At 69.6% G+C, this 23,156-nt stretch carries 17 protein-coding genes and 1 pseudogene; 5 read left to right on the top strand and 13 right to left on the bottom strand.

What is annotated here, in order from left to right:
* The 4 genes from E1265_RS14630 to E1265_RS14615 all read right to left on the bottom strand — a co-directional run.
* Positions 1-3,661, bottom strand: a 3,661-nt coding sequence (locus E1265_RS14630) for a type I polyketide synthase (protein ID WP_132930738.1), incomplete at its 3' end; no start/stop codon positions are given.
* Between the two features lie 44 nt (positions 3,662-3,705).
* Complete coding sequence (locus tag E1265_RS14625) at positions 3,706-9,489, bottom strand: type I polyketide synthase (protein WP_132930737.1); 5,784 nt, start codon at positions 9,487-9,489, stop codon at positions 3,706-3,708.
* A gap of 25 nt (positions 9,490-9,514) precedes the next feature.
* Entirely contained in the window at positions 9,515-11,110 is a 1,596-nt protein-coding gene (locus E1265_RS14620) for a PfaD family polyunsaturated fatty acid/polyketide biosynthesis protein (protein ID WP_132930739.1), read from the bottom strand.
* Positions 11,111-11,135: 25 nt separating this feature from the next.
* Positions 11,136-12,245, bottom strand: a complete 1,110-nt coding sequence (locus E1265_RS14615) for an SDR family oxidoreductase (protein ID WP_243740788.1) — start codon at positions 12,243-12,245, stop codon at positions 11,136-11,138.
* Between the two features lie 663 nt (positions 12,246-12,908).
* Between E1265_RS14615 and E1265_RS14610 the strand changes: the two genes are divergently transcribed.
* On the top strand, positions 12,909-13,367 hold the full coding sequence (locus E1265_RS14610; protein WP_132930735.1) for a phosphotransferase: 459 nt from the start codon (positions 12,909-12,911) through the stop codon (positions 13,365-13,367).
* On the opposite strand, the pseudogene E1265_RS14600 reads toward E1265_RS14610, so the two are convergent.
* Positions 13,284-14,512, bottom strand: a pseudogene (locus tag E1265_RS14600) (IS701 family transposase). The gene E1265_RS14610 and the pseudogene E1265_RS14600 overlap by 84 nt on opposite strands.
* An 89-nt stretch (positions 14,513-14,601) precedes the next feature.
* Positions 14,602-14,955, bottom strand: coding sequence for a helix-turn-helix domain-containing protein (locus E1265_RS39020; RefSeq protein WP_243740787.1), 354 nt, complete (start codon positions 14,953-14,955; stop codon positions 14,602-14,604).
* Between the two features lie 328 nt (positions 14,956-15,283).
* Here E1265_RS39020 and E1265_RS14585 point away from each other — a divergent pair, with 328 nt between their 5' ends.
* Positions 15,284-15,874: a choice-of-anchor C family protein gene (locus E1265_RS14585; RefSeq protein WP_132930733.1), complete on the top strand. Its 591-nt coding sequence runs from the start codon at positions 15,284-15,286 to the stop codon at positions 15,872-15,874.
* 493 nt (positions 15,875-16,367) lie between these two features.
* Here the strand turns inward: E1265_RS14585 and E1265_RS14580 are convergent, their stop codons facing one another.
* The 5 genes from E1265_RS14580 to E1265_RS40680 form a co-directional block, all read right to left on the bottom strand.
* Positions 16,368-16,604, bottom strand: a complete 237-nt coding sequence (locus E1265_RS14580; RefSeq protein WP_132930732.1) for a hypothetical protein — start codon at positions 16,602-16,604, stop codon at positions 16,368-16,370.
* Entirely contained in the window at positions 16,601-16,780 is a 180-nt protein-coding gene (locus tag E1265_RS14575; protein WP_132930731.1) for a hypothetical protein, read from the bottom strand. Before E1265_RS14575 ends, E1265_RS14580 begins: the two co-directional genes overlap by 4 nt.
* On the bottom strand, positions 16,773-17,198 hold the full coding sequence (locus E1265_RS14570) for a hypothetical protein (protein ID WP_132930730.1): 426 nt from the start codon (positions 17,196-17,198) through the stop codon (positions 16,773-16,775). The genes E1265_RS14575 and E1265_RS14570 overlap by 8 nt, the downstream gene beginning before the upstream one ends.
* Positions 17,199-17,375: 177 nt before the next feature.
* Positions 17,376-18,182: a hypothetical protein gene (locus E1265_RS14565; protein WP_347877199.1), complete on the bottom strand. Its 807-nt coding sequence runs from the start codon at positions 18,180-18,182 to the stop codon at positions 17,376-17,378.
* A gap of 189 nt (positions 18,183-18,371) precedes the next feature.
* On the bottom strand, positions 18,372-18,488 hold the full coding sequence (locus E1265_RS40680) for a helix-turn-helix transcriptional regulator (protein ID WP_347877198.1): 117 nt from the start codon (positions 18,486-18,488) through the stop codon (positions 18,372-18,374).
* 140 nt (positions 18,489-18,628) lie between these two features.
* Here E1265_RS40680 and E1265_RS14560 point away from each other — a divergent pair, with 140 nt between their 5' ends.
* The 3 genes from E1265_RS14560 to E1265_RS14550 all read left to right on the top strand — a co-directional run bounded on the left by E1265_RS14560 (position 18,629) and on the right by E1265_RS14550 (position 20,213).
* Positions 18,629-18,856: an ATP-binding protein gene (locus E1265_RS14560; RefSeq protein WP_279571429.1), complete on the top strand. Its 228-nt coding sequence runs from the start codon at positions 18,629-18,631 to the stop codon at positions 18,854-18,856.
* Positions 18,857-19,172: 316 nt separating this feature from the next.
* Complete coding sequence (locus E1265_RS14555) at positions 19,173-19,490, top strand: hypothetical protein (RefSeq protein WP_132930729.1); 318 nt, start codon at positions 19,173-19,175, stop codon at positions 19,488-19,490.
* Positions 19,491-19,856: 366 nt separating this feature from the next.
* A complete protein-coding gene (locus E1265_RS14550; protein ID WP_165953752.1) occupies positions 19,857-20,213 on the top strand; it encodes an aegerolysin family protein in 357 nt (118 codons plus the stop codon).
* Positions 20,214-20,401: 188 nt separating this feature from the next.
* Here the strand turns inward: E1265_RS14550 and E1265_RS14545 are convergent, their stop codons facing one another.
* Both E1265_RS14545 and E1265_RS14540 read right to left on the bottom strand, forming a co-directional pair.
* Positions 20,402-20,812 carry a hypothetical protein gene (locus tag E1265_RS14545; protein WP_132930727.1) on the bottom strand — a complete coding sequence of 137 codons (411 nt, stop codon included), beginning with the start codon at positions 20,810-20,812 and terminating at the stop codon, positions 20,402-20,404.
* A gap of 937 nt (positions 20,813-21,749) precedes the next feature.
* Positions 21,750-22,994, bottom strand: coding sequence for an MFS transporter (locus tag E1265_RS14540; protein WP_132930726.1), 1,245 nt, complete (start codon positions 22,992-22,994; stop codon positions 21,750-21,752).
* Between the last annotated feature and the right edge of the window lie 162 nt (positions 22,995-23,156).

The raw sequence follows: 23,156 nt of genomic DNA, 5'->3' as shown, positions 1-23,156 counted from the left end.
GGGCGGGAGCCAGCTGGGGAGCCCTCGGCATGATCTCTGCGGGCTGTTCGAGCGAGGGCAGGGCGACCTCCCGGTGAGCGCGCAGTTCGATGGTGGGCATGTCCTCGGCCGCGGCGGGTCGCGCAGCCCGGAGCTGGTCGAAGAGTGCCCCGGTGCGTACGGGCACGCCAGCGACGACGAGCTCGGCGACGGCCAGAGAAAGCTGCCGCAGTCCGTTGCCCTCGGAGGCGTCCAGTGCCACGGCGACGTGCTCGCGGTCGCCGAGGACACGCTTGATCCAGCCGGTACACAGACCGCGCGGGCCGTGCTCGACGAAGACCCGGACACCGTCGGCCCACGCCCGCTCGATTGTGCCGGCGAAGTCGATCGTGCCGAGGCCCTGTGCGGTGACCGCATCGGCGGCGCGTTCGGCCGTCACGGTGTAGGAGCGGGTGCTGGCCCCGCTGTAGAACCGCACACCCGGCACCTCGGTGGTGGGGCGCAGATGCAGTCGCCACCACTGGTCGCGAACCTCAGCCAGTTCCGGGGCATGTGCGGCCAGGTCGTAATCGATCGGGATAGCGGCAGCGGCGCCGAGTCGGGCCACGACCGCCGCGCAGGCCTGTGCCTCGCCGCCGATCACACACACCTCGGGCGCGTTGATCGCCATCAGGTGCACCGCCGCCTCGTCGGCCAGCTCCGCGCGGACCCGCTCCAGCGGGGCGGTGACCAGGTAACTGGACCACCGGTCGCCGGGTACGCCGAGGCGGTCCCAGGCGCGGCGCACCGTGTGCAGCGCTCCGGTGAGTTCGGTGGTGAACAGGCCGCTCGCCCAGGTGTCCCGATATAGCTGGTCAGCGTCGCGCCATGCTCCGAGGGCGACGAGGGCTGCCGACTCACCGGAGGAGTAGCCGATGGCGGCGTCCGGGCGCAGCCCGAGCAGCTCGCGGGTGAGTTCGGTGTGCATGGCGGCCAGCTCGGCGGCGCCCCAGATCTGGTCGAGCACCTCGGATTCGGGACCGGCGCCCGGCCGTACGGTGGATCGCCCGGCCACAAGGGTGGGCAGAGCCAGCGACAGCTCGCGCCCCATGCCGGGGTAGGCGGCCGAGCCGTTGGTGTAGACGAAACCGAGCTCTCCGGTCACCGGGGTGTCCCGGTAGAACACGCCGGACGGCCTGATACTACCGTCGGTGAGCCAGCGGCGTGCGGCATCGCGGTGCGCGGCGATGTCACCCTCGGTCACCAGGACCAGCCGCGCCGGACCGTCGGCCGACTCGGCCTCTTCGTTGAGCGCCGCGAGGACTTCCTGACGGTCTCGGCCGGAGTAGACGTGCAGCCTCGGCGTGGGTCCGGACGCCCAAGGCACGGCGTCGCCCGCCCGCAGCCGGATCCGGACCGGCGGCGCCTCCATCGGCGTGACCACGACCTCGGCGGTGTTCAGTCCCGGTTCGGCCCTGGCCGGAGCCACCGCCACCGGTCGCGCGCGGTGGCACAGGGCGGTTGTGGCGACCGCGACGGACAGTAGTCCCTGCGCGGCGTGGGCACGGCCGAAAAGCTCGGCCGGATCGAATCCGGCGTCGTCGCCGATGATCAGCTCCGGTTCGGCGACGGCCGAGTCGTCGAGGACTGCCAGCACGGTGTCCCCGTCCCTGCGGGCGTCACTGAGGCGTTTGAGGACCATCACCACGGCCGCGTCTCCAGTGACGGCCTGGCTTCCGAGTTCGGCCAGTGCGGCCTCGTGGACCGGGTCGCGGGCAAGGTCGACGGCGCCGACGAGCGCGGCACAGGCCTCCCCGGTACGGAGGGCACGGGCCGCGAGATCCAGCGCCACCAGGCCAGAGGTCTCCTCCGCCGAAACGGTGAAGCCCGGTCCCGCCAGGTCCAGCTGGGTGTTGATCCGGTTCGCCACGAGGTTCGGCAGGCTGCCGACGACCCGCTCGGACACCATGGGCGGGGCGAGAGCGTTCCTGACCCGCTCGGCCAGCTCTGAGTCGGCCGGGATCCCGGCCCCCTCCAGCCACTGCGGCGCCCGCCAGCGTGCGGCGGAGTAGGCGATCTGCGGATCCACGCCCATTCCGACCAGCACCATGGTCCGCTCCCGAGGCAGGTCGACCTCTCGCACCGCTTCCCTGGCCGCCTCCAGCACCTGGAGCTGTTGCGGCGACGTGTGTTCCATAGCAAGCGGCGGGAAACACCATCCCGGCAGCGCTACCTCGACCCTCGTCGCCGGAGCGCACCGCCGGCCGTCGAGCACCGCACGGCGGAAGTCCTCGGCTCCGGTCCCATCGCCGACCCTGGCGCCGATGGCCACGATCGCCACCTCCACGTTCGGTGCCTTCACGGTTGTCGGTTCCGGAATTGCGGCTCCGCCGTTCGCGTCCCAGGCGTCGACAATCAGATGGGCGTTGGCGCCGCCGAACCCGAAGGCGCTCACCGCGGCCCGGCGAAGCCCCTGCCATTGCTCGGACTCACCCAGTACACGCAGCGGGGTGCCGGTCAGCTCGGCGAGCGAGTCCTCCGCGGCCAGCGTCGCGGGGCGGATGCCCGCCCGCATCGCCCCAAGCACCTTGAGCAGTCCACTCGCGCCCGCCGGGGCCAGCAGGTGCCCGATGTTGGACTTCACTGAGCCGATCGGCAGGTCGGTGCTGCCGGCGAAGACCCGTGCGGTGCTGCGGACCTCCGCGGCGTCCCCGACCGGGGTCCCCGTGGCATGGCACTCCAGCAGCGAGACGGTCTCCGGCGCCACACCCGCCTGGGCGTAAGCCAGGCGCATCGCCCGTTCCTGGCCCTCCTCCGCAGGGCTGAGCAGGCCACGGCCACGGCCGTCATTGGACAGCCCGACCCCTCGGATCACACCGAGCACGGGCCTGCCGACAGCGAGCGCGTCGGACAGTCGCATCAGTGCGACGAACCCGGCGCCCTCACCGTGCAGCAACCCGTCGGCCTCCCGGTGAAATGGCCGGCTGCGGCTGCTGCGGCTTACCGCGGACAACGCGCAGAACCCCACGTGCAGGAACAGGTTGTCCACCCGGTTGACCGCCCCGGCCACCATCAGGTCCGCTGTGCCGTCGTGCAGACGGTCACATGCCAGCTTGATCGCATACAGCGAGGAGGCACAGGCGGCGTCAAGAGCGAAGGCCCCCGCACCGAGCCCCAGGGCGCGGGCGGCGAAATGCGCTGGCAGTCCTGAGGAGAACCTGTTCCGTGCGTCGGGCCGGGCCTGGCGCGCCGCAGCCAGCAGTGTCGGGTCCCCGGTGGAGAGCAACACGTGCTCGGCGAAGGCCGATCCGGCACTGGTGGGATAGGACAGGTTGCCCAGCACCAGTCCCGCGCGGGGCAGCGGCCCGTCTTGGCCGGCCTCCCGCAGTGCCTGCCGGGTGCCGTGCAGCACCCAGTGGAACAATGGGTCCAGCGCGAGAATCTCACCCGGGCCGACGAGGAAACCGGTCGGGTCGAACGCTTGCTCAAAGCCCTGGACGTAGCCACCGACGTCGGTCCAGGTGCGGTCGAGATGGTCCTCCACGGTACCCATCGCCCACCGGTGCGGCAGGCGCCAGCGGCCGTCCGGTACAGGCGACAGGCTGCATCGGCCCGCAGAGATGTTGTCCCAGAACGTGTCCGGGTCCAGCGCGTCGGGCAGCACGCACCCGCGGCCGACGATGGCGATCGGTTCGAATCCCATACCAGTCTCACTTCACGAACGCGGAGGGGAACGGCGAGGCGAGCTCAGTCGGGACGGCGGATGAGTTCCACGCCGAGCAGTTCCACCCGGGGCGTCCCGCCCTGGTCAAGCAGCACCAGATCACAGCGCGCGCCTGTGTCGTGCACCTTCCGCGCCCACACCACGCACCGCACGGGCGCCTGGGCCGCTCCGCGCCGGTATACCCGGCACTCCGCGACGGCCATCGGCAGACCGGCCTCCCCGAGTACACCCTCAGCCCACAGCACCGCCAGTTGCAGCCCACCGTCCACTGCGGCTGGGTCGAGCTGCCAGTTGTCCCCTTCCCAACCGAGCTCATCGACACCGTTCACCGTCGCCTCGGCTCCCTGGGCGGAGACCCCGTGCACCGAGCGGATGGCCCGGAACGCCGGTCCGTGGAAGAGCACCCGGCCGTCGTAGATCTCCTCCCGCGCCAACGGAACCAAGCCGTCCGGGGTGTCCCAGCCCGTCGGCTGCGGAAAGTTCGCTCCGAACTCCAGTACGGCCCGAAAGTGTGGCCTGCCGTCCGCGTCGAGCAGTTCGGCCGCCAACGCCGAGGGCGTCGCGGTGAGCTCGGGACGGCCGCGCAGGGCCAGCCGGTGGCCGCTCCCCTTCAGGTGCGGCAGAACGACCTTGTTGAACACACGCAGGTCACGCAGTACGAGGCTGTCCGCGGCGGGCCGCCAGGCTGCGGCTGCTCTGCCGAAAAGGTCGAGCGCCAGCGCCACCGGCAGTACCGGGATCCCCGCGACCTGATGGTCGACGAGGTAGGGGTGGGTGCGCGTGGACAGACGCACCTCCGCAACACCCGGCTCACCGGCCACAGCCTTCGGGCCGGGATCGTCCCCTGCCGCGATGACCACCCGCGTGTCCGCGCAGGGATCACCCAGCTCGGCAGTACAGGCCGCGGCGCCCTGTCCGGCCGGGATGAGTGGGACACCGGAGCGGCCGAAGTGCTCGGCCAGTGCGGGGGTGACCATGCCGCCATCCCACGGCCCCCATGCGAGGGCTCGCACCAGGCACCCGGGCCGCCGGGCCGCTTCGGCGGCGGCCACTTGGTTGAGCACCTCGTTGGCCACGGCGTAGTCGCTCTGTCCGGCGTTGCCGAAGACCGCGGCCACCGAGGAGAACAGGATGATCGCATCCAGCGGGTCGGTCCTGGTCGCCGCGAGCAGTGCGCGCAGGCCGTCGACCTTCGTGGCCAGCACAGCCTCGAACTGCTCATCGGTCTTGTCGGCGATCAGTTTGTCGGCCAGCACACCCGCACCGTGCACGATCCCGGTGACCGGCCCCCAATCCGCGCGCACCCCGGCCAGCGCGGCCGACAGCGCGCCACTGTCCCGTACGTCCACCGGCAGGTACCGGACGGACGAACCGGCGTCCTCAAGGGCTGCGACCGTGGCCCGGACCTCCCGTGCCGCGAGGATCTGCCGGGCCTCTGCGGCGATCACCGCGGGTACGCCGCTGCCGCCGGAACGCTCGGCCAGAGCACGGGTGAGCGCGGCCTCGTCGCTGGCGGCGGCCAGTCCAGCGGGCTCTGGGACGAGCTCGGTGCGGCCGAGCAGCACGATCCGGGGCTGGTGGGTTCGGGCCAGGTCCAGCATGGCCGCTGCGGTCACCCCGCGTGCGCCGCCGGTGGCGACGATCACCGAGTCCGGTCCGATCTTCGCCGCCAGGCCGGACGCCCTCGGCGCCGGGACCGCTTTCAGCGTGCTGCGGGTGCCGTCGGCGCGCAGGCCGACCTCTCGGGCCGGTCCGCCGTCCAGCAGTTCCCCGACGATCGCTGATGCGACCGTCCCGGCCGTGCGTCCGCCGCGTTCGCAGTCGATGGCCTTGACCAAGGCCGCGGGCCACTCCTTGGCCGCGGTCCTGGCCAGTGCGGCGATACCGCCGAGCCAGACCCGGTCGGGCTGTGTGCCGCCGAGGCCGAAGTCACCGCCGGTGTCCTGGACGGTCACGAACAGCCCGCCCTGCTCGGCGAAGCGGGCCGCGACCGAGCGGGCCACCCGGAATGCCTCTTGCTGGCAGGCCAGCGCCTGCTCCGGTGAATCGAGTTCGGCGAGACCACCGAGGTACACGACACCCCGCGCGTCTGCGGGCACGCTGGTCACTACGGCGGCATGGACGCCGTGCTCGGTGAGCCCCGCTACGACCAACTCGGCGATGCCGGAGCCATCCTGGGTCACCGCGATCAGCCCGCCGCCAAGGCCCGCCATCGCCAGCCCGGGGGCGGGCGTGTCAAGCACGCGAACCGCGAGCCGGGTGAGCACGGTCTGGTGCTTGGACTCCTGTGGCTGTGCGGCAGTAGGCACTTGTGCGGCAACGGTGTCCTGAACCGGGGCGGTGCTCGCGGTGAGTGCGTCGACGATCTCCCGCAGGGTGCGGAGTCTGCCCAGCTGGGCGACGTCACCCTCGGGCAGATCACCCACCCGCTCACGCATCGCGGACAGAATCTCCACCCGCTTGATCGAATCCACTCCCAGATCCGCGTCAAGAGCCATGTCCAGGTTCAGCATCGCGACCGGATACCCCGTCCGCTCGGCCACCACTGACAACAACAACTCCCCGAATTCGGCCGGGGAGACCACCGGTGCGGACGTGGCAGGGGCCGCAGACGCAACGGGCGCCACCATGGGGGGTGGTGTGGGTAGCGTCATCGGCGCGGCGGGCGACTGGGGTGCCTCGAACACCGGCATGGCCGGCAACGCCGGTGGCGGCACCATCGGTGTGGGGATCGCCTCCGCACTGACCTGGCCGCCCAGCATCGCGGCGAAAGTGGTCTCGGTCATCTTCAGGAACGCCATGTGGCTGTCGATCAGCATGCGGTGGCAGGCGGCGTGCGCCTCCGCCGTGTGCCGCTGGGTGCTCTCGATCAGGGCGAGCCAGTTTGCGTCCACAGGGGCCGCCCCGGGCGCTGCGGGCGCGGGCGCCTGCTCTGCGGGGGCAGGTACCGCCTGCTGGCGGGGCGGGTTCGGTGCGGGCAGCGCGGTGGCCCCGCCCTCGGGCGGGTAGACCCGGCCGTAGTTGCCGCCGTTGAGCCGCACGGTCATCGCGGGTTTACGCTCCCTCGCTGCTGCCGTGGGCGGCGCGTAGGGCGCCCACAGGTTGTCGTGGTCAAGCCGCACACCGCTCACGGCGAGGCGGCCAACTGCCTCCTGGAGGGCGGTGATTCCGTTGCACCCCTTGCGGTCCAGGCTCACCGCCAGGTGCTCGCGGTCGCCGAGAATCTGTCCGACCAGGCCGGTGAGGGTGGCGCCCGCACCGACCTCGACGAAGGTCCGTACCCCAGCGGTGTACATCGCTTCGATCTCATCGCTGAACAGCACCGGGGTGGCCAGGTGGTCGGCGATCCTGCGACGGATATCGGCGGGCTGGGTGGGATAGGCCGACGCGTCGGCGTTGCCGTAGACCGGAATCCGGGGCTCGGTGATCTTGGCCTCGCCCAGGAACTCGAACAACGGCTCGACCGCCCCAGCGACGATCGGGGTGTGGAAAGCGGTCGCGGCGTTGAGGCGGCGCACGACGACACCGTCGGCGGCGAGCTCCCGCTCGACGATCTCGATCGTGTCGGTGGCGCCGGAGACCACGAACTGGTTCGGCGAATTGTGGTTGGCCAGCCAGACGTCGGTGGCGCCGCTGCCGGCGATGGCGGATTCGACCCTCGCCCGCTCCGCCGTGACGGCCAGCATCGCACCCGGTGTCCGCGCCGCCTCACGCATCAACTCGCCACGCCTGCGGGCCAGGCCCACCAGCGACTCGGCGTCCAGGGCACCCGCCGCGTGCAGCGCCGTCAGCTCACCGAAGCTATGCCCAGCGACGCAGTCCGGTTCCAGGCCAAGGCCATGCACGACTGCCAGTAGGGCGAGGCTGTGCACCGCCAGCGCGGGCTGCGCCCACTCGGTTGCCCGCAGCAGCGCCTGCTGCCCGTCCCGCTCTTCGTCGCTGAAAGCGGGGGGTGGGAACACCACGCGGTGCAGTGGCCGTCCCTCGAACTCAATGCTGCCCAGGCGATCCCACACGGCCTGGGCTGAGGGCGCCAGCATCGCGAGGTCGGCGCCCATGGTGACGTATTGAGCGGCCTGGCCGGGAAAGAGGAACCCGATCCGGCCGACGGCGGGGGCGCCGGTGGCGTAGTGGATCCCGGTGGGGGCGCAGAAGGCCGCCTCCGGCTGCCGCCGGATCTGCGCGGCGGCCCGGGTGAGCTTGTCTGCCAGGTCTGCGGTGTCGGCGGCGATGACGGCCAGTCGCACCGCGTCTTCCACCCGGAAGGCCGCCTGGCTCTCCCGGGCGATGTCAGCCAGCGGGCGGCCACCGTCGATCTGTCGTTCCAGCAGGGACTCCGGTGACGGGCCGCTGAAAAGTACCAGCTCGGTGGGGGCGGTGCGGATACGCCAGGGGGCACGGTCACCGGCCACGCCAGCGTACTCCTCCACAGTGACGTGGAAGTTGCTGCCGCCGAAACCGAAACTCGACACCGCGGCGCGACGCGGATGATCGGCGGCGCGCACCCACGGCCGCGGCTGGGTGTTCAGGTAGAAAGCGCTGTCACCGATGTCCATCGCAGGGTTGGGCTGGTCCACCTTGATCGTCGGCGGCAGCACCTTGTGGTGCAGGGCCAAGATGGTCTTGAGTAGTCCCACGGCGCCCGCGGCGCATTTGGTGTGCCCCATCTGGGACTTGACCGATCCCAGCGCACACCATTGCCGATCGGTCCGGCCGGACTCCCCGTACACCTGGCGCAGCGCGGCGAACTCCGCGGCATCACCCGCGCCGGTACCGGTGCCGTGCCCCTCCACCAGCTCGACGCTCTCCGGGCCGTAACCCGCCTCGGTGTAGGTCCGCCGCAGGGCGCGTGCCTGGCCCTCGGGCAGCGGCGCGTAGATCGCGGTGCCCATGCCGTCGGAGGAGGTACCGATACCGCGGATCACCGCATAGACGCGGTCACCGTCCCGTTCGGCGTCAGCCAGGCGCCTCAACGCGTACATGGCCAGTCCCTCGCCGAGCATCGTGCCGTCGGCGGCAGCCGAGAAGGGACGGCAGTCACCGCTGGCTGACAGTGCGGGCGTCTTGGAGAAACACAAGAACGCGCCGATGTCGTTGGCGGTGTCGACACCGCCGCTGAGCATCAGGTCGGCCCGGCCGAGCACGAGCTCGCTGACCGCCGCGGACAGCGCCGCGAACGAGCTGGCACACGCGGCGTCAGTGGTGTGGTTGGTGCCGTGCAGGTCGAACCTGTTGGCGATCCGCCCCGCGATGACGTTGGCGAGCGTCCCTGGGAAGGTCGACTCCTGCCAGGGCGCGTAGTGCTCGGTGATACGGTCACAGACGGCTTGGGCCTCAGCCTCGGGTATGCCGTTCTCCCGCATGGCCTTGAGCCACACCGGGCGCTGGATCCGCGCGTTCATGTGGCTCTGCAGTTCCGTTCCGGCCGCGCCGAGGATGACACCGACCCGGCCACGGTCTACTCTGGACAGGGCGTCACAGTCGGTGAGGACCTGCTCGGCCACGGTGAGCGCCAGCAGCTGGCTGATGTCGGTGGCCGGCAGGGCGTTCGGAAGGATGCCGTAGGCCATCGGATCGAAGTCGATTTCCGGCAGGAACGCGCCGCGCCGGGCGTAGGTCTTGTCCGGCGCCGCGGTGTCAGGATCGTAGTAGTCCTCGACCAGCCAGCGACGCGCGGGAACGTCGGTGATCAGGTCACGCCCGGCGACCACGGTGCGCCAGAACTCGCCGGCATCCGGCGAGCCGGGCAGTAACGCGCCGATACCGACCACGGCGATGGGAACCTGTCTGGACTGAGTGTCGGACATGCTTTCTCCTCGGTGGTCGATGGGGTCAGGCGAGACGACGCGGGGTGAACACGAACGCCGAGGCCGGTACCGGCACCCCGTAGGTGCGGAGCTGGTGCGCGCGGGTGGTCACAGCTGCGCCTTCGAGCAGATTGAGCGCGATCTGCACCACGGAACGGTTGGCGGGTTCAGCGAGAAAGCTGCCCGCAGTCCACCGGTTGAACGCGCCCATCGCCGGACCGCACCAAATCTGGTAATCGGTGCGCCGGGCGGTGTCCCCGGTGATCGCCCAGCGGCTGGAGTTGCCGAGGTACCAGCGGAAGACCAGCGCCATGTGGTGCTTGGGGTCGGCCTCCGCACGGGTGAGCTCCGCCGGGTCACGCTGCTGCCAGAACTCCCGGGTCGCAGCCCAGACCTCCTCGATCGGGGCACGCAGCACCTCACGTTCGAGCTTGACGCGCAGCGGCTGCGGAAGCTCCTCCAAGGACGCATGGGCCTGGTATGCCTCATAGAGCTGACGTGCTCGCGGTGCGAACATCGTGCCGCGGCGCAGCACCTGGAGTTTGACACCCAGTTCGAACATGTCGGCCGCGGGCGCCATGGTCACATCGCCGATGTCGGCCTCGGCCAGCATCGCCTTGGCCTCCGCGGAGATGCCGGCCTCCGTGGCGACCTGGTTCACCGACCCGGTCACCACATAGGCTGCCCCCAGGGCGAAGGCAGCAGCCACTCCCTGCGGTGTGCCGAGTCCGCCCGCAGCACCGATCCGGACCGCCTGGGCATAACCGAAGCGCCGGGTGAGCTCGTCCCGCAGCAGCAGGATCCGTGGCAGCAGCGAACCGAGCGGCCGGTTGTCGGTGTGACCACCGCTGTCGGACTCCACCGTGATGTCCTCGGCCACCGGCACCCGCGCGGCCAGCTCCGCCTCCTCGGCGGTGAGCTCCCCCCGCTCCACCAACCGGCGGAGCATGCCTTGGGGTGCCGGGGAGAGGAACTTCTCCGCCACCTCCGGCCGGGAGATCTTGGTGAAGATCCTTCGACGCCGCACGATCCGGCCATCCCCGTCCCGACGCAGCCCCGCCGCCGAGCACAGCACGACGGCCGGGGTCAGATCCATGAACGCCGAGGCCGAGACACAGGGGACACCGTGCCGCAGCAACAGTTTCGCCACGCGGTACTCCAACTCGGGCTCGTGCGGGGAGTGGATGAGGTTCACCCCCCAGTTCGACAGACCCGCCAGCTCGGTGGCCAGCTCTCGCACGGCGCTGGCGGCCTGGGAGAACCCGAGGCCACCGGCGCCGAAGAAGCCGAGCATCTCGGCCCTGGCCATCTCCATGACCATCCGGGTCGTGGCAATGCCGTTGGCCATCTCGCCTGCCACGTAAGGGAAACGGACGCCGTGTGCCTCGCAGAAGGTACGGCCGCCGAGCCACTCCGGATACAGCGGCGGCAGTGTGCCCACGATCTCACCGGCGGGTCTGGGGCCCAGCACCAGCCCGAGCCTGCGGCCGGTGGCATCGGCCACGATATGCGCGTGTTCACGGACTCGCCGGACGCCGGACGCGATCTCCTCCGGGGTGAAGATCGGCTCCGTCGTGCCGACGGCGTCAGGGCGTTCCACCAGGGTCAAGAGGGGCTCCATCAAGGCATAAAGAGCGAAGGTCGGGTTAGGACAACGGAAGAGGCTGCCCAGCTTCCACACCGGCGATCAGGTAGTCCAGATCCACGTGCACCCCGGACAACGACGGGCCGAGCAGCGTCCGGACCCGGGTGTCGTCGAAGCGACGGCGGTGACTGAAATAGGGCGTGAATCCGGGGTAGAAGTCCGCCGCGGCTTCCAGCGGTGACAGGTCGTCCGGCCGGTGCTCGACCAGCTCCAGCCGTACGGGCGCGAGCCGCTCCGCCAGCGCGACAACGACCGAGACCGGAACGTCGTGGTCGTGCACGACGTGGTAGGTGTTCACCCGCCCAGGGGGTTGCCTGCTGGCCAGCTGGACCATGACCGAGGCCGCGTGGTCCACGGGCAGGAAGTTCAGGTGACCGTGGGGGTGGCCGATCATCCGCACCATCGGCCGATCTTTCTCAGGGATACACACCCCCGCCATACCAAGCCGGCGCAGTGCGGTCTGAATGATCTGGTCGAGGAACTGCAGCGGATGCTCCGGCAGTTCGGGGTGCGGCGGCAGATCACTGACCAGGATACTCGGCCGCAATATCATGACCGGACGGCCGTGCGCCTGCGACCATGCGCGCACCAGCAACTCGGCCTCGTACTTGGAGCGCTCGTAGCCGTTCTCAAAGCCCAGCGCGTCATCCAGCTCGTCCTCGTACACCACGCCCTCCCGACGAGCGCCAGCCACGAAGGCGGTACTGATGTGGTGGACCATCGGCTTGCGGCCACCAGCGGCGGCCAGCGCCAGGACGTTCCGGGTGCCCTCGACGTTGACCCGGCGCAGTTTCACCAGGTCGTCGTCGAGATTGATGTTGCCGGCGCTGTGCCAGATCACATCGAGCTCGTCGGCCAGCCTCTGAAAGCCGGCCGATGATAACCCCATTCGGGGCTGACCGAGGTCGGTCTCCACCACACGCAGCCGGTTGGGCAGCTCCGTGATCAGCGCAGCGGGCGCGCTGGTCAGCTCGAAGAACCGGGTGATACGCCGCAGCGCGCCACCGGATCCGGCGTGTGCGAGCACGGTCAGCGAACCATGGCGTTCAAGCAGTTCGCGGACAAGCCGCAGGCCGAGAAACCCGGTGGTGCCAGTGAGGGCGACGTGCACTGTCGGTTCCTCCAAACTCAGAGCAAGGGACATGCCGCTCGGCTTCGGCGACAAAGCAGGAGGAACCCGGCTCCCACGGCCCCTGCCAGGAATCCTGGCCCTTTCTGCTTGCTCCTCCAGCACGTGCTGCTCTCGAGGCCATCGCCGAGTGTCGACTGATAATCACCTACCGCTGATCATTGCGTCAATCGGGTGCGGCCCAACACCGCTTCTTCCAGCCCGGATCCACCGGCTTGATCGCGATGTGATCGTTTCGGGTCGTGCAAGCCGTGTCGGGGCTGGGCTACGGATTCGGGCATGGGGTGGCCGCTGGTCTGCCCAGCTGCCGCGCGCGTTGCAGGACCTGGCCCGGCGGGCGCACGACTCAACTGAACGTGGAGCTGGCCGTGGTCTGGCCCAGGCACTGTCCGACCGGAAATACAGTCTCGACCGGTCGAACTGAACTGGGGGTGAACCATGAAGAAACTGACGAGTTCCGGCGATCGCCCCCGGCGGTCACGTCGGCAACGATCGGTGAGCCGTACGCCGCCGGCCGGCAGGGGCAGGCCGCGCAGAGCTGTCACCACTGCTGCTGCCCCGGCAACAAGGCCGGCGGATATGAACTCCAGGTCATGGTCCGACTATCCGACGATCCTGGCATGAACCGACAGATCTGGTGGGTACATGGGCAAGATGCACGCGGACGAAGCGGAGACCGACGCCGACCTGGTCCGGCTGCTGCTGCGCGCTCAGTTCCCCCAGTGGGCGGACCGGCCGATCGCCCGGCTCGCCTCCGGAGGCACGGTCAACGCGATCTACCGGCTCGGCGAGGACCTGACCGTCCGGCTGCCGCTGCGTCCCGGCGGCGCTGAGGCCATCGCGATAGAGGCACGGCTGCTCCCCCGGCTGGCGCCGCTGCTTCCGCTGCCGATCCCGGATGTGGTGGCGATCGGCGCCCCGGGTGAGGGGTACACGCTGGCCTGGGCGGTGCACCGGTGGATCGAGGGCCGCAACCCGGTCGAGGGTGACCTGGCAGAGCCCGAGCTGGTGGCCCGTGACCTAGTACTGCAACGACGCTTCGGGATGTCCTCTGCGTCTGTAATGGCTGATGCGGGCTCGGGCCTGGCTTCTTCTTCGCCATAAGGACCAGGCGAGCACGTGGTGAATTCCATGACGGATCGGAGAGCAGACGCGGTTGAAGAGTCGCCGAGCCTCGTTCATGGTTACGGGTATGATGGATCGATCGCTGTCGGTTTCGAGACCCCCCTTTTTGCCTCCGCCCGCAGGATAGCGAGGAAGGCAAGGGCGGCCATGGACAGGGTTATATGCCGGTACCACGCTGTGTAGCCGCGGACCTGGTAGTGATCGAGTCCGGTCTCGTTCTTCGCAGTCTGGAAACATTCCTCGACCATCCACCGGGATCCCGCAATCCGCACGAGTTCCCCAAGGGGCGTCCCGGCCGGGGAGAAGCAGATGTAGTAGGCGATTCCCACAGGATCGGTGAGACTGCGGCGTGCCAGTAGCCAGTGGTCCCAGCCCTGGCGCCTCCAAGGCCGGATCGCGGCTGCGGCCCAGTCGTAAACCCTCGGCCCATGAGCACCGTCGCCGCAGCTCAGAGGCTTCCAGGCGTCGTCGGAAAGCCCGCTGACCAGCTCTTGGGCGCGCGCCTGACCAAAGAATTCCATGGTCATGACCATCTGCGATTTCGGGACAGCGAGCACATGAGGGATGTCGTGTTCTTCCAGCCACATCCGGATCCGCCCTGTCTGGCCGTAGAGTTCATCAGCGGTCACCCAGCCGAACGGGATCCCGGCCTCCACTGCGCGTTCCAGCATGCGCAGGTCCAGGTCCGGTTTGGTGGCGAATTCGACATCGTCGCCGATGCCGGCCGCCCGGCAGCGTTGACGGTCCGAAGTCCAGTCCTTCGGAAGGTATAGCTCGCGGTCGATCAGGGCGCGTCCCTTCTCGGATCCGTAGGCCAGGAAGACGGCCACCTGGGAGTTCTCGATCCGCCCCGCCGTCCCTGAATACTGCCGGCCTACGCCTGCCGACCGGATGCCTTTCTTCAGAAACCCCGTCTCGTCGAGGATCAGAATTCCCTATTCGAAATCTCCGAGGTGTTCCACGACCGCTTCCCGGACGTCGTCGCGAAGTGCGTCGGCGTCCCACAGGTAGTGGTTCAGGAGACGCTGCATACCCTGCGGGCCGTCGTCGCCGGCGGCCTCCGCCAGGGTCCAGCCGTTCTTGCGTTCCGTCTCGCTGAGCAGTCCCCGCAGGTAGGACACCATCCGCCGCCGGGACTCCACCCGCCCGAACCGGCCCGCGAACCGAGCCACGAAATCACCGAACCTATCTGGCTAACCGTCAGCTAACTCCTTCAGCACGAAGTGATCAACGAACCCAAGCGCACCCCGTCACGGAGTGTCGTTGCAGTACTAGGGCCTGTTGCGAAAGTCGATCTTGGCCGTGGGATGATCTTGCGCTGTGGGGCGTGGTGATCTGACGGAAGGCCAGTGGGGGCGACTGGAGCCGCTGTTGCCAAAGGGCAAGAAGCCCGGCCGTCCGCCGTCGTGGTCCCGTCGGCAGCTGATCGACGGGATACCCGCAAGGCGTCAGCGCCTCCCTTCTCCCAGACCCGTTTCCACCGCCGCACGCTCTCGTCACTGACCCCCAGCATGCGTGCGATCTCGGCATTCGGGCGCCCCTGCCCGAACAACTCGGCCGCCCGCACCCGCCGAGCCTCGGCCAACTGTGGTCGCGTCAAAGGAGGAACGACAGGCCCTGACACAACAGACGAAGGCTTGAAAGACACGACAACAGACTCCCATCAACGAGCCCGCCGCACCCACAGAACTAACGAAAAGATCAGTAAGAGAGACGGCGCGTATCGGCTCATTCGACGGGCGAACGGGGAACACATGCCCGTTGCGGAAAACAACGCCCTGTTCGCTCTGTCTCATGACTCAATGCGCCACTGTCCCTATATTGCGCTTCTCGACTTCGATACCGAGTGTTGTCAACACCGCCCACAAGGGGCGAAGCATCGAGGAGGAATCATCATGGCCATGCGCTACCTCACCGCGGTGGTCATGGCGAGCGTACTCGCCTCTGCTGCCGGCGCGGTCAGCCAGGCGTCGGCGGCATCGGTTCTGGCCGAGCCCAACTTCAGCAACGGGGGTTTCGAGTACCCCACGATTCCGAACGGCTATGCCCAGCCGCTCTCGGCAGGTCAGTTAATCGGCCCATGGGTTGTCGGCGACTCGGGCGTCGACTTGGTGCGCGAGACGTACTGGGAGGCGGCCGAGGGGGTCCAAAGCATCGACCTCAACGCGAACGACCCGGGACGCGTGTCCCAGACCTTCGCGACGATTCCGGGGCTGACGTACACGGTCTTCTACGAGCTCGCTGGTAACCCGACGCCCGGTCACCCCCCGGCGGTGAAGACGGGGCAGATCCTCGCCGACGGTCAGCTGGTCGCCGACTTCACATTCGACACCACCGGCAAGACTAACGTGGACATGGGCTACGTCCAGCGGGCAGCGTCGTTCGTGGCCAGCGACAGCACCACAGAGCTGTCGTTCGTCAGCACCACCCCCGGCGACGCGGGCCCGGTGATCGACGACGTGAGGATGAGCTCCTGCTCCTGCTGACCCCCACGGCCAAACGTCATCCGTCCGAGCACGTGCGTTAATCGCCACGGACGGCCAGACGGTGCCCGACGGGCATAACGCCTCGACAAACACGGCGGCGCCGCATGGTGACAATGCGGCGCCGCCGGACGCGTACGCGAGGTCGGAGCTCCGGTCAGTCTGCCGCATGAGATGGCCGGGCCTCGACGCACGAGAGCCATGCTGTCAATGCCGGTGATCTCGTGACGCGGTTGCCGGCCGTCCCGCTCGCCGTGATGTTCCTGGGCCGCTGATGGCGGCATCGCCACCGAAACACGCGACTGAAGAGCCGGTTCCCGCCGCCGCGTTGAACCGGAGCAGGCCCTCGTCCGTGTGGAGCGAAGATGACATCTCGCGCAACACGATTGGAATGCGCCTGTCACCGCCCCGCTCCACCGCCTCGCCCTCGGCGCCGAACTCGCCGCCCTCGCGCTCGCCCACTCCCAGACCGCCGCCAAGGCGGCGGCGGTGTAGGTCAGGAGGCATCCGCCAGCGCTTTCTCGACGGCGGCCAGGACGCACGGCTCGCAGACGAACAGGTCGTGCCCGCCGCCGGTGGCGTCGCGGACCGTGGCGAGCCTGAGGTAGCGGCGCGGGAACAACAGCTCGGGGCACCAGGCGCACACCAGACCCTGGAGCTGCCATCGGGTCAGCTCGTCGAATGCGGGAACCGGCAGGGGGACGGGGCTCTCACCGCCCTCCGGCCCGGTCACTGGGCGGTCGCCTTTCCGGGGCACCAGCAGCAGTCGGTGGCGTGGTCGTCGTGCTCGACGATGCGGAGGTGGCAGTAGGAGCACGTCACCGGCGGCGGTGTTGGCTCCACCGGTGGACCGCCGCGGACGGCGGTGATCTCCGGCTTCGTTGACCCGGCGGCGGGGTGCTCAGCCACGGCGCGCCCCTGGTCGAGCTGGGGCGAGCAGTGTCGCGGCGAGGGCCGCGTGCAGCGCGTCGGCTCCGGTGAGGCATCGGCCCCGGGGCGGCAGCAGCCAGCGGATCGGCGGGCCGCCCTCCGTCGGCGAGGCGCACCACTCGGCCGGCGGGATCGCCACGTAGTGGCCGTGGCCGAGGACCCACATGCCCGGGAGCCGCGGCCAACCGGCCGCCGCCCGTGGCGCCACGAACCAGCGGACGAAGCCGTGGTCCTGGAGCTCTACCACCGGTCCGGAGCGTGCGTCGAGCCGGCCCAGCACGTAGGCCGACGTCAGGCTCGGCACCTCGACCGCGTCGAACCAGCGGCCAGCCGGCACGGTCCGGGCGCCGGCCGAAGCGGGCGGGATCCAGTCGGGCAGCGGGTGAGGCGCCGTCATGGCCGACTCCCGAGAACGGGAGACTGTGCCAGATAACGCTCGGGAGGCGTCCGGTTACCCATCAATGGCCGTTTGTGGCGGCCTCATCCGGTACTGCCACACGTCGGCCCTCTACGTGGGCACCCTTATGGTCGGCCAGTTGCCGCATCTCCGGCGTCAACGTTCGGCGCCGGGCGATCACGCGCCCCATGATGTCCTGCGCGTACCGCTGGTTCGGCAGCCACTGCGGCGACTGCCGAAGAATCCCCTGCAACTCGACACCGCCTCCGGGTACTGCTTCATCCTCGTGTGCGCGTCCGCCACGTCGAGCAGATGCCGGTTCCGGTTGTTCGAGGTCGGTCGCAGGCCGCCCGCAGGCACCTTGCTGGCCAGCTGGAGCACCTTGCCCGGGCGATCGATCACCATGGCGTTCTCGGCCCGCTTCAGCGCCACCGTCGCAGGTCCAAAGGTCCGTAGGAAGTCGGACCGCGGCTGATGTTCCCGCCCCATGCCCACCGCCGCGGCACGCGCCCACCGCAGCGCGTCCTCGGCCTCCTCCGGCCGGTTGTCGCGCACCGCCGCCGCCGATACTCGCAGCAGCATCCACCCCCACGCGGACAGCTCGCCCGGCGTGGCCCGCGACGGCCGGCGCCGCTCCGTGTCGTCCGCCCATCGGGTTGCCAGTTCGCGAGCCTCGGCCAGCCGACCCTGCCGAAGCAGCAGCCAGCACTGGGAATTGACCACGGCCGCAGCTTCCAACCGGTCACCAGCGGTGCCCAGCGCGCGGTCAAGCACGTCGGACGCAACGTCGAACTGGCGCGTCTGCACCATCAGCCAGCCAGTTAGTTGCAGCAACCGTGCCTGGAGCTGCCGTCCGCGCTCATCCATGCTGGCCACGGTGTCGGTATCGCGGATGAGCTGCGGCAGGAGCGCGCCGAGCTCGGCATAGCTGTCGCTGGAGAAGAGCGGCATGGCCGCGTTCAAGGCCTCGTCGACACCGGTCACGGTTGGTTCCTCAGCGATGTCGTCGCCTGGGTAGGTGCCGGCCAGCGCGTGCCGAACGCCAGCCCACCGGTCTACCGTTGCTGCGTCTGCCCCCGGTTCGGACGTCTCCGTCACGAGGGTGCTGGTCGGTACGCGCAGCGCGGTAGCGAGTTTCCGCACGGTCTCCAGCGTGGTGGACCACCGCTCCCCCTACTCCAGCTTCCGCACAAGGGAGTAGGAGACACCGGACCGCTTGGCGAGATCGCCCTGGGAGAGGCCGCGACGCTTTCGCGTGTCACGCAGCCTGTCTCCGATGAAGGCAGACATGGCAAAATGACTCCGTCTGACTCGACATCAGAACGGTACCCCCGGTCTCGCTGGGGGTAACAGCGCTCGGCCCCGCCTCACGGCGGGGCCGTTGCCGTATATGGGGCCCCACTCCTTACGCCGCCCGCCGGCTGTCCTCCGTGATCGCCCGCTACAGCAAGGTCGACCTTCTCTGCCCGGACGAGTTCGGCTACCTGAATCTGGACAAGAAAGGCGCCCGGCTGCTGTTCCAGATCTTCACCGAGCGCGAGGAATGCAAAGCGATTGCGGCGGCCACCAACTCACCGTTCGCCGAATGGACAAGATCTTCACGGACCTCCGGCTCTGCGCGGCCATCGCCGACCGGATCACCTTCCGCTGCACCCTGATGCAGACCGGCACAGAGTCCTACCGGCTCCAGGCCACTTAAGCCGAACGCCAGGCCCCCGCCGCGCTGACCGACACATCCTTGGCGTCGAGCATCGGGGCCCGGTTGCCGCGGTGCGGTCGCGGGTCCAGCCAATGGATTCGGCGAGGAAGCCCACCCTGGTTTTTTGACCTGATCTGCCGCTGTACCACGCCGCTGTGCCGGGCAGGATGAAGATCGCACCCAGGCCGGGAGGGCAGCGCCCCGACCAGGCTGCGTGCGCCTTCAGGCCCTCGCTCAGAGGACCTTCGATGCGCGAATGGACAGGAGCACCGGTAATGAGTGCGGTGAAGGTCACCACCACGGAACAGTTCTATCAACTGCTGCGGGAGAACTGGCGCGTCATAGCCCTTTTCGAGAAAGAGGAGCCCAATGAGTTCACGCTATGGTACGAGACGGGCATCTCGGTTAGGTACCCGGTGGTCCGCTTCCTGACTGTCAATATGGACGACCTTAGCGAACTGGCCGCAGAGCAGGAGGTCAAGACCCTGTACACCTTCTGCGTCTACTTCAAAGGAGACAAGGTCGAGGAGATCACCAGCAGAAGTATGTTCGACGTTGAACACGCCGCAAAGCGACTCGAATTCGGGCAGTGAAACGTCCCCACCACCGCACATGCTGACAGCGGTATGAGTCCCGGCACGTGATGCCCGTTGGCGGGAAACCGCCGACCGGGGCAGTGAACTGGTGCGCACGCCGACGCTGGAGGAGCCACTCGCTCCCTGGTGCCTCAGTCAGGAGTCCCCGACCGTATTGGTCACAGGCGCCGGAACTAACGCTCAACTACTTGTCGATCAGCGCCATCCCCGAAGCCCGCCTCGTTGCTCTGGCCGGCAGCCGGGCCACCATCGAACAGCAGTCGCGACATGTCTGAAAACGTGACTGGTGCCCATCCATATGGGTCTATACATTGGGTCCCGGAAATCTTCGTAGATCCGGCGAAAAGCCGAGGGGAGCAGGACATGGCCGCGAGATCCTACGATATCTCGATCGTCAACCTCACCAATATGGAACTGACCCGGGAGAAGTCGCACCTGGACCACGGGGTGTGGAGCGGGGAAGGCAGCGAAACACCCCCGGACAAGATAGCCCCCGGAGAAACGGTGCATTTCGGCAGCGAATCCCAGGGATTCATGACGGGAACCGAAGGGTACGTCACCTACGGCTCGCCCGCCGGAGACTTCACCGTCTACTGGGACAACCCGTATGTCGGTTCGGATTCGTCGTCCGCGACGTGCCCGTCGGGTTACGAAAAGGTCAAGAGCGACTCCGCGGGCAACAACGCGACCCTGAAGGTGGTCTTCTACGAGAACAGCTGACGGTGCACGCCGAGGCTTGACCCGGATGTGCGGTCGCTTGTATTCCTCGCGGGAATCGCCACGAGGGAAGGGTGGGGTCGGACAGCAGGCGTCCGAGCCCACCTTCCACCCCGGGCGGGCCACCGCCTGGTGGCGGGGGAACGCCGGCGGCCGACGGCTGCTGCTCCCGGAGACGGCCGGCGGGTGAGTCAGGCGAGGGCGGCGAGTTGCTCGTGGAGCGCGTCCGTGTGGCGGTACTCGATCTCCACCAAGATCGTGGTCTCGTCGTCCCAGCCGGTGCCGAGTTCCTCGAGGAGCGCCGTGGTGCGCTGTTCGCCGACGCCGCCGGCTTCGTAGCGGCGCGCGGCGGCGGGCGCGGTGCGCCGGTTGTTGATGTTCAGGCCGGCGGCGGTGAGGAGTTGGCGGAGGGGGCCTCCGCGTGCGCGCTGGCGTAATCGGGCGGCGTGTGCGGTGGCGGAGGCGCCGGCGCTGCCGGTGGCCGGCCGCCTCCGGCGGGGCGCTGGTGAGCGTGTTCGGCGTGGGGCGGGCCGGCGGCCGGCTCGGCGCCGGTGGGCTCGGTAGAGCCACGCGGCGGCGGCCAGGAGCAGGAGCAGTTCCACGAGGGGCCTCTCGGCTGTGCGGGGCTCGGTGTGCGCTGCCGGCCGGGCCGGCCTGGTGGGGTCGGCCCGGCCGGCAGGGATCGGCGGGGTCAGAAGGGGGGTCGTCGGAGTACTCGATGGTGCCGCGCTGCTGGAGCCGCACGGTGGTGCCGGTGAAGCCGACGGTGAGATAGGCGCCGCCCAGTAGGGCGTGTAGGCCGTCGGATCGCTGGTGTCCCAGCGGCCCGTGAACGGATGTTCGGGTCGGTCGGCGCCACCGCCGCTGCCGCCGGCTGGGCCACGGCGGCCGGCGCCAACGCCCCGGCCGCCACCATCGCCATCAACACGGCGGCGACCAACCATCGTGCGAATCGCATCACGCCCACCCTTCAGGCCATGACGCCCCCGCGCCAACGCGTGTGCCAGCAAATCGGGTTGGCCCTGACGGGCCAATGCTTTCGGCCCCTCTTCGAGACCTTTCGCCCGACGGCGCGACGGCGCTGCGCGCGGCTCAGCGGTGCGAGAGCACGAATGCGCCAGCACACACACGGCCACGGCGATGTGGCGCCCGGCTTGGCGTCACGACCCGGTGTGCCGCGCGGCCGCCGCTGGTGGTAGCGAGCCGGCCCCGCGCGGCGCGGCAGCGTGCGCGCAACCCACGGCGAGAAACTCCACCGCTCCCAGCCCTCCGCCCGCGCCGCCAGGCGCCAAAGGCACGGCCGCACCACAGGACAGCCCGCCCACCACCAGCGGTGACCGGCCCGCAACGACGGTCCGCCGAGGCCGCGCGGCAGCGCCCGTGGTGACGAGCGGCCCGCCGCACGGGCGCGTTCCCGCTGGACCAAGCCGGGCCACACCGCGGCCGATCAGCCGCCCGCCCACGGCAGCGCACGCCTCCGGTGCCGCAGAGGGGCACACGGCCGCGGCGCAAGGCTCCGCCGCAGCCGCGAATCGGAGCTCACTGTCTGCGCGAAAGGCCGAGCCGGCGCGGCAGCGCACCCGCGGTGGGCACCGCATCGCGGCGCCCTTGGGGCGCGGTGCGGGCGACCAGGACCGCGCCCGTCGCCGACGCCGCGAGCACCACCGTGGCGAAGACCGTCGTCGCGGCCGTGAGGCCGACCGCGTCGGCGAGGTAGCCGGCGAGGACGGGGAGCAGTCCGGCCGGGACGTAGCCGCCGGTGTTCAGGGCCGCGTTGGCCTCGGCGCGGCGCGCCGCCGGCACCGTCTCGCCGAGCAGCGTGAGGCCGCCGAGCTGGCCGAGGCCCTGCGCGGTGCCGGCCAGCGCCGCCGTGACCAGGAGCAACGGGACCGACGCCTGGTGGACGGCGATGACGAGGCCGGCCATGGCTGCCATGCCGGCCATCGCGCCGGCCAGCAGAACGCCCCGCACGCCCACCCGCCGCACCGCGAACTGCACGCCCGTCGCCGCGCCGAACATGACGAACGCCATCAGGCCGGCGACGATCCGGTTGTCGGTGTCGAGCAGCCGGGAGAGCAGCGAGGGGCCAAGCGAGAGCACATAGGACGTGGCGGTGATGCCGGGCGCGAAGACGGCGACGCCGAGCAGCAGCTCCCGCCGGTTGGCGCGGGGGACGGACGGAAGCCTGATCCACGGCCCGGTCGGCGCCGGCCGGGCTGGCCGCCGCAGCGGCATGCGGAGCACGACCAGCACGGCCAGCGCGAGCAACGCGATCTCCAGCAGGAAAACGGTCACGGTGGGCGCCGGAAGGGTCTGCGACAGCACGCCAGCCAGCATCGGCCCGAGCCCGGCGCCCAGCACCATGGCCGTGGAGGCGAGCAACGCGCCGAGCCGCCGCCGTTCCTGGCCGGCCACATCCGTCACCGCGGCCATCCCCGCCGAGACGACGACGCCGACGGCGACGCCCGTGAGCAGCCGGGCCACGGCCAGCGCGGCCACCGAGGTGGCGGTCGCGAAGATGACGCTGGCCACCACGCCGAGCGCCAGCGCCGGCAGCAGCACGGGGCGGCGGCCGATCCGGTCCGAGGTCACGCCCGCCACCGGCAGGGCGCCGAGCAGGCCCACGATGTAGCAGGCGAAGATCACCGTCAGCGTTCCCGAGGAGAAGCCGATCCGTTCCTGCCAGAGCACGTAGAGCGGGGTGGCGGTGTTGGACAGCACGAAGACGGCCGTCACCGGCCAGGCGGCGAACCACACCACGCGTGGGGAATCAGAGCCTGCCATGACCTGCCTACCTCCAGGAACGACCGACGGCAGTACGACTCGACTCGTACCAAGTACGAGAAGAGTCGAACATAACCTGCTGTACGATGCAACTCGTACAACGAGAGTCGCCGAGGAGGCCGCCATGCCCGCCGCAGCAGCCACCCGCCCGTTCCCCGAGCC

Source organism: Streptomyces sp. 8K308 (assembly GCF_004348315.1).
Classification (GTDB): domain Bacteria; phylum Actinomycetota; class Actinomycetes; order Streptomycetales; family Streptomycetaceae; genus Streptomyces.
This window is presented reverse-complemented; position numbering and strand designations above follow the sequence as displayed.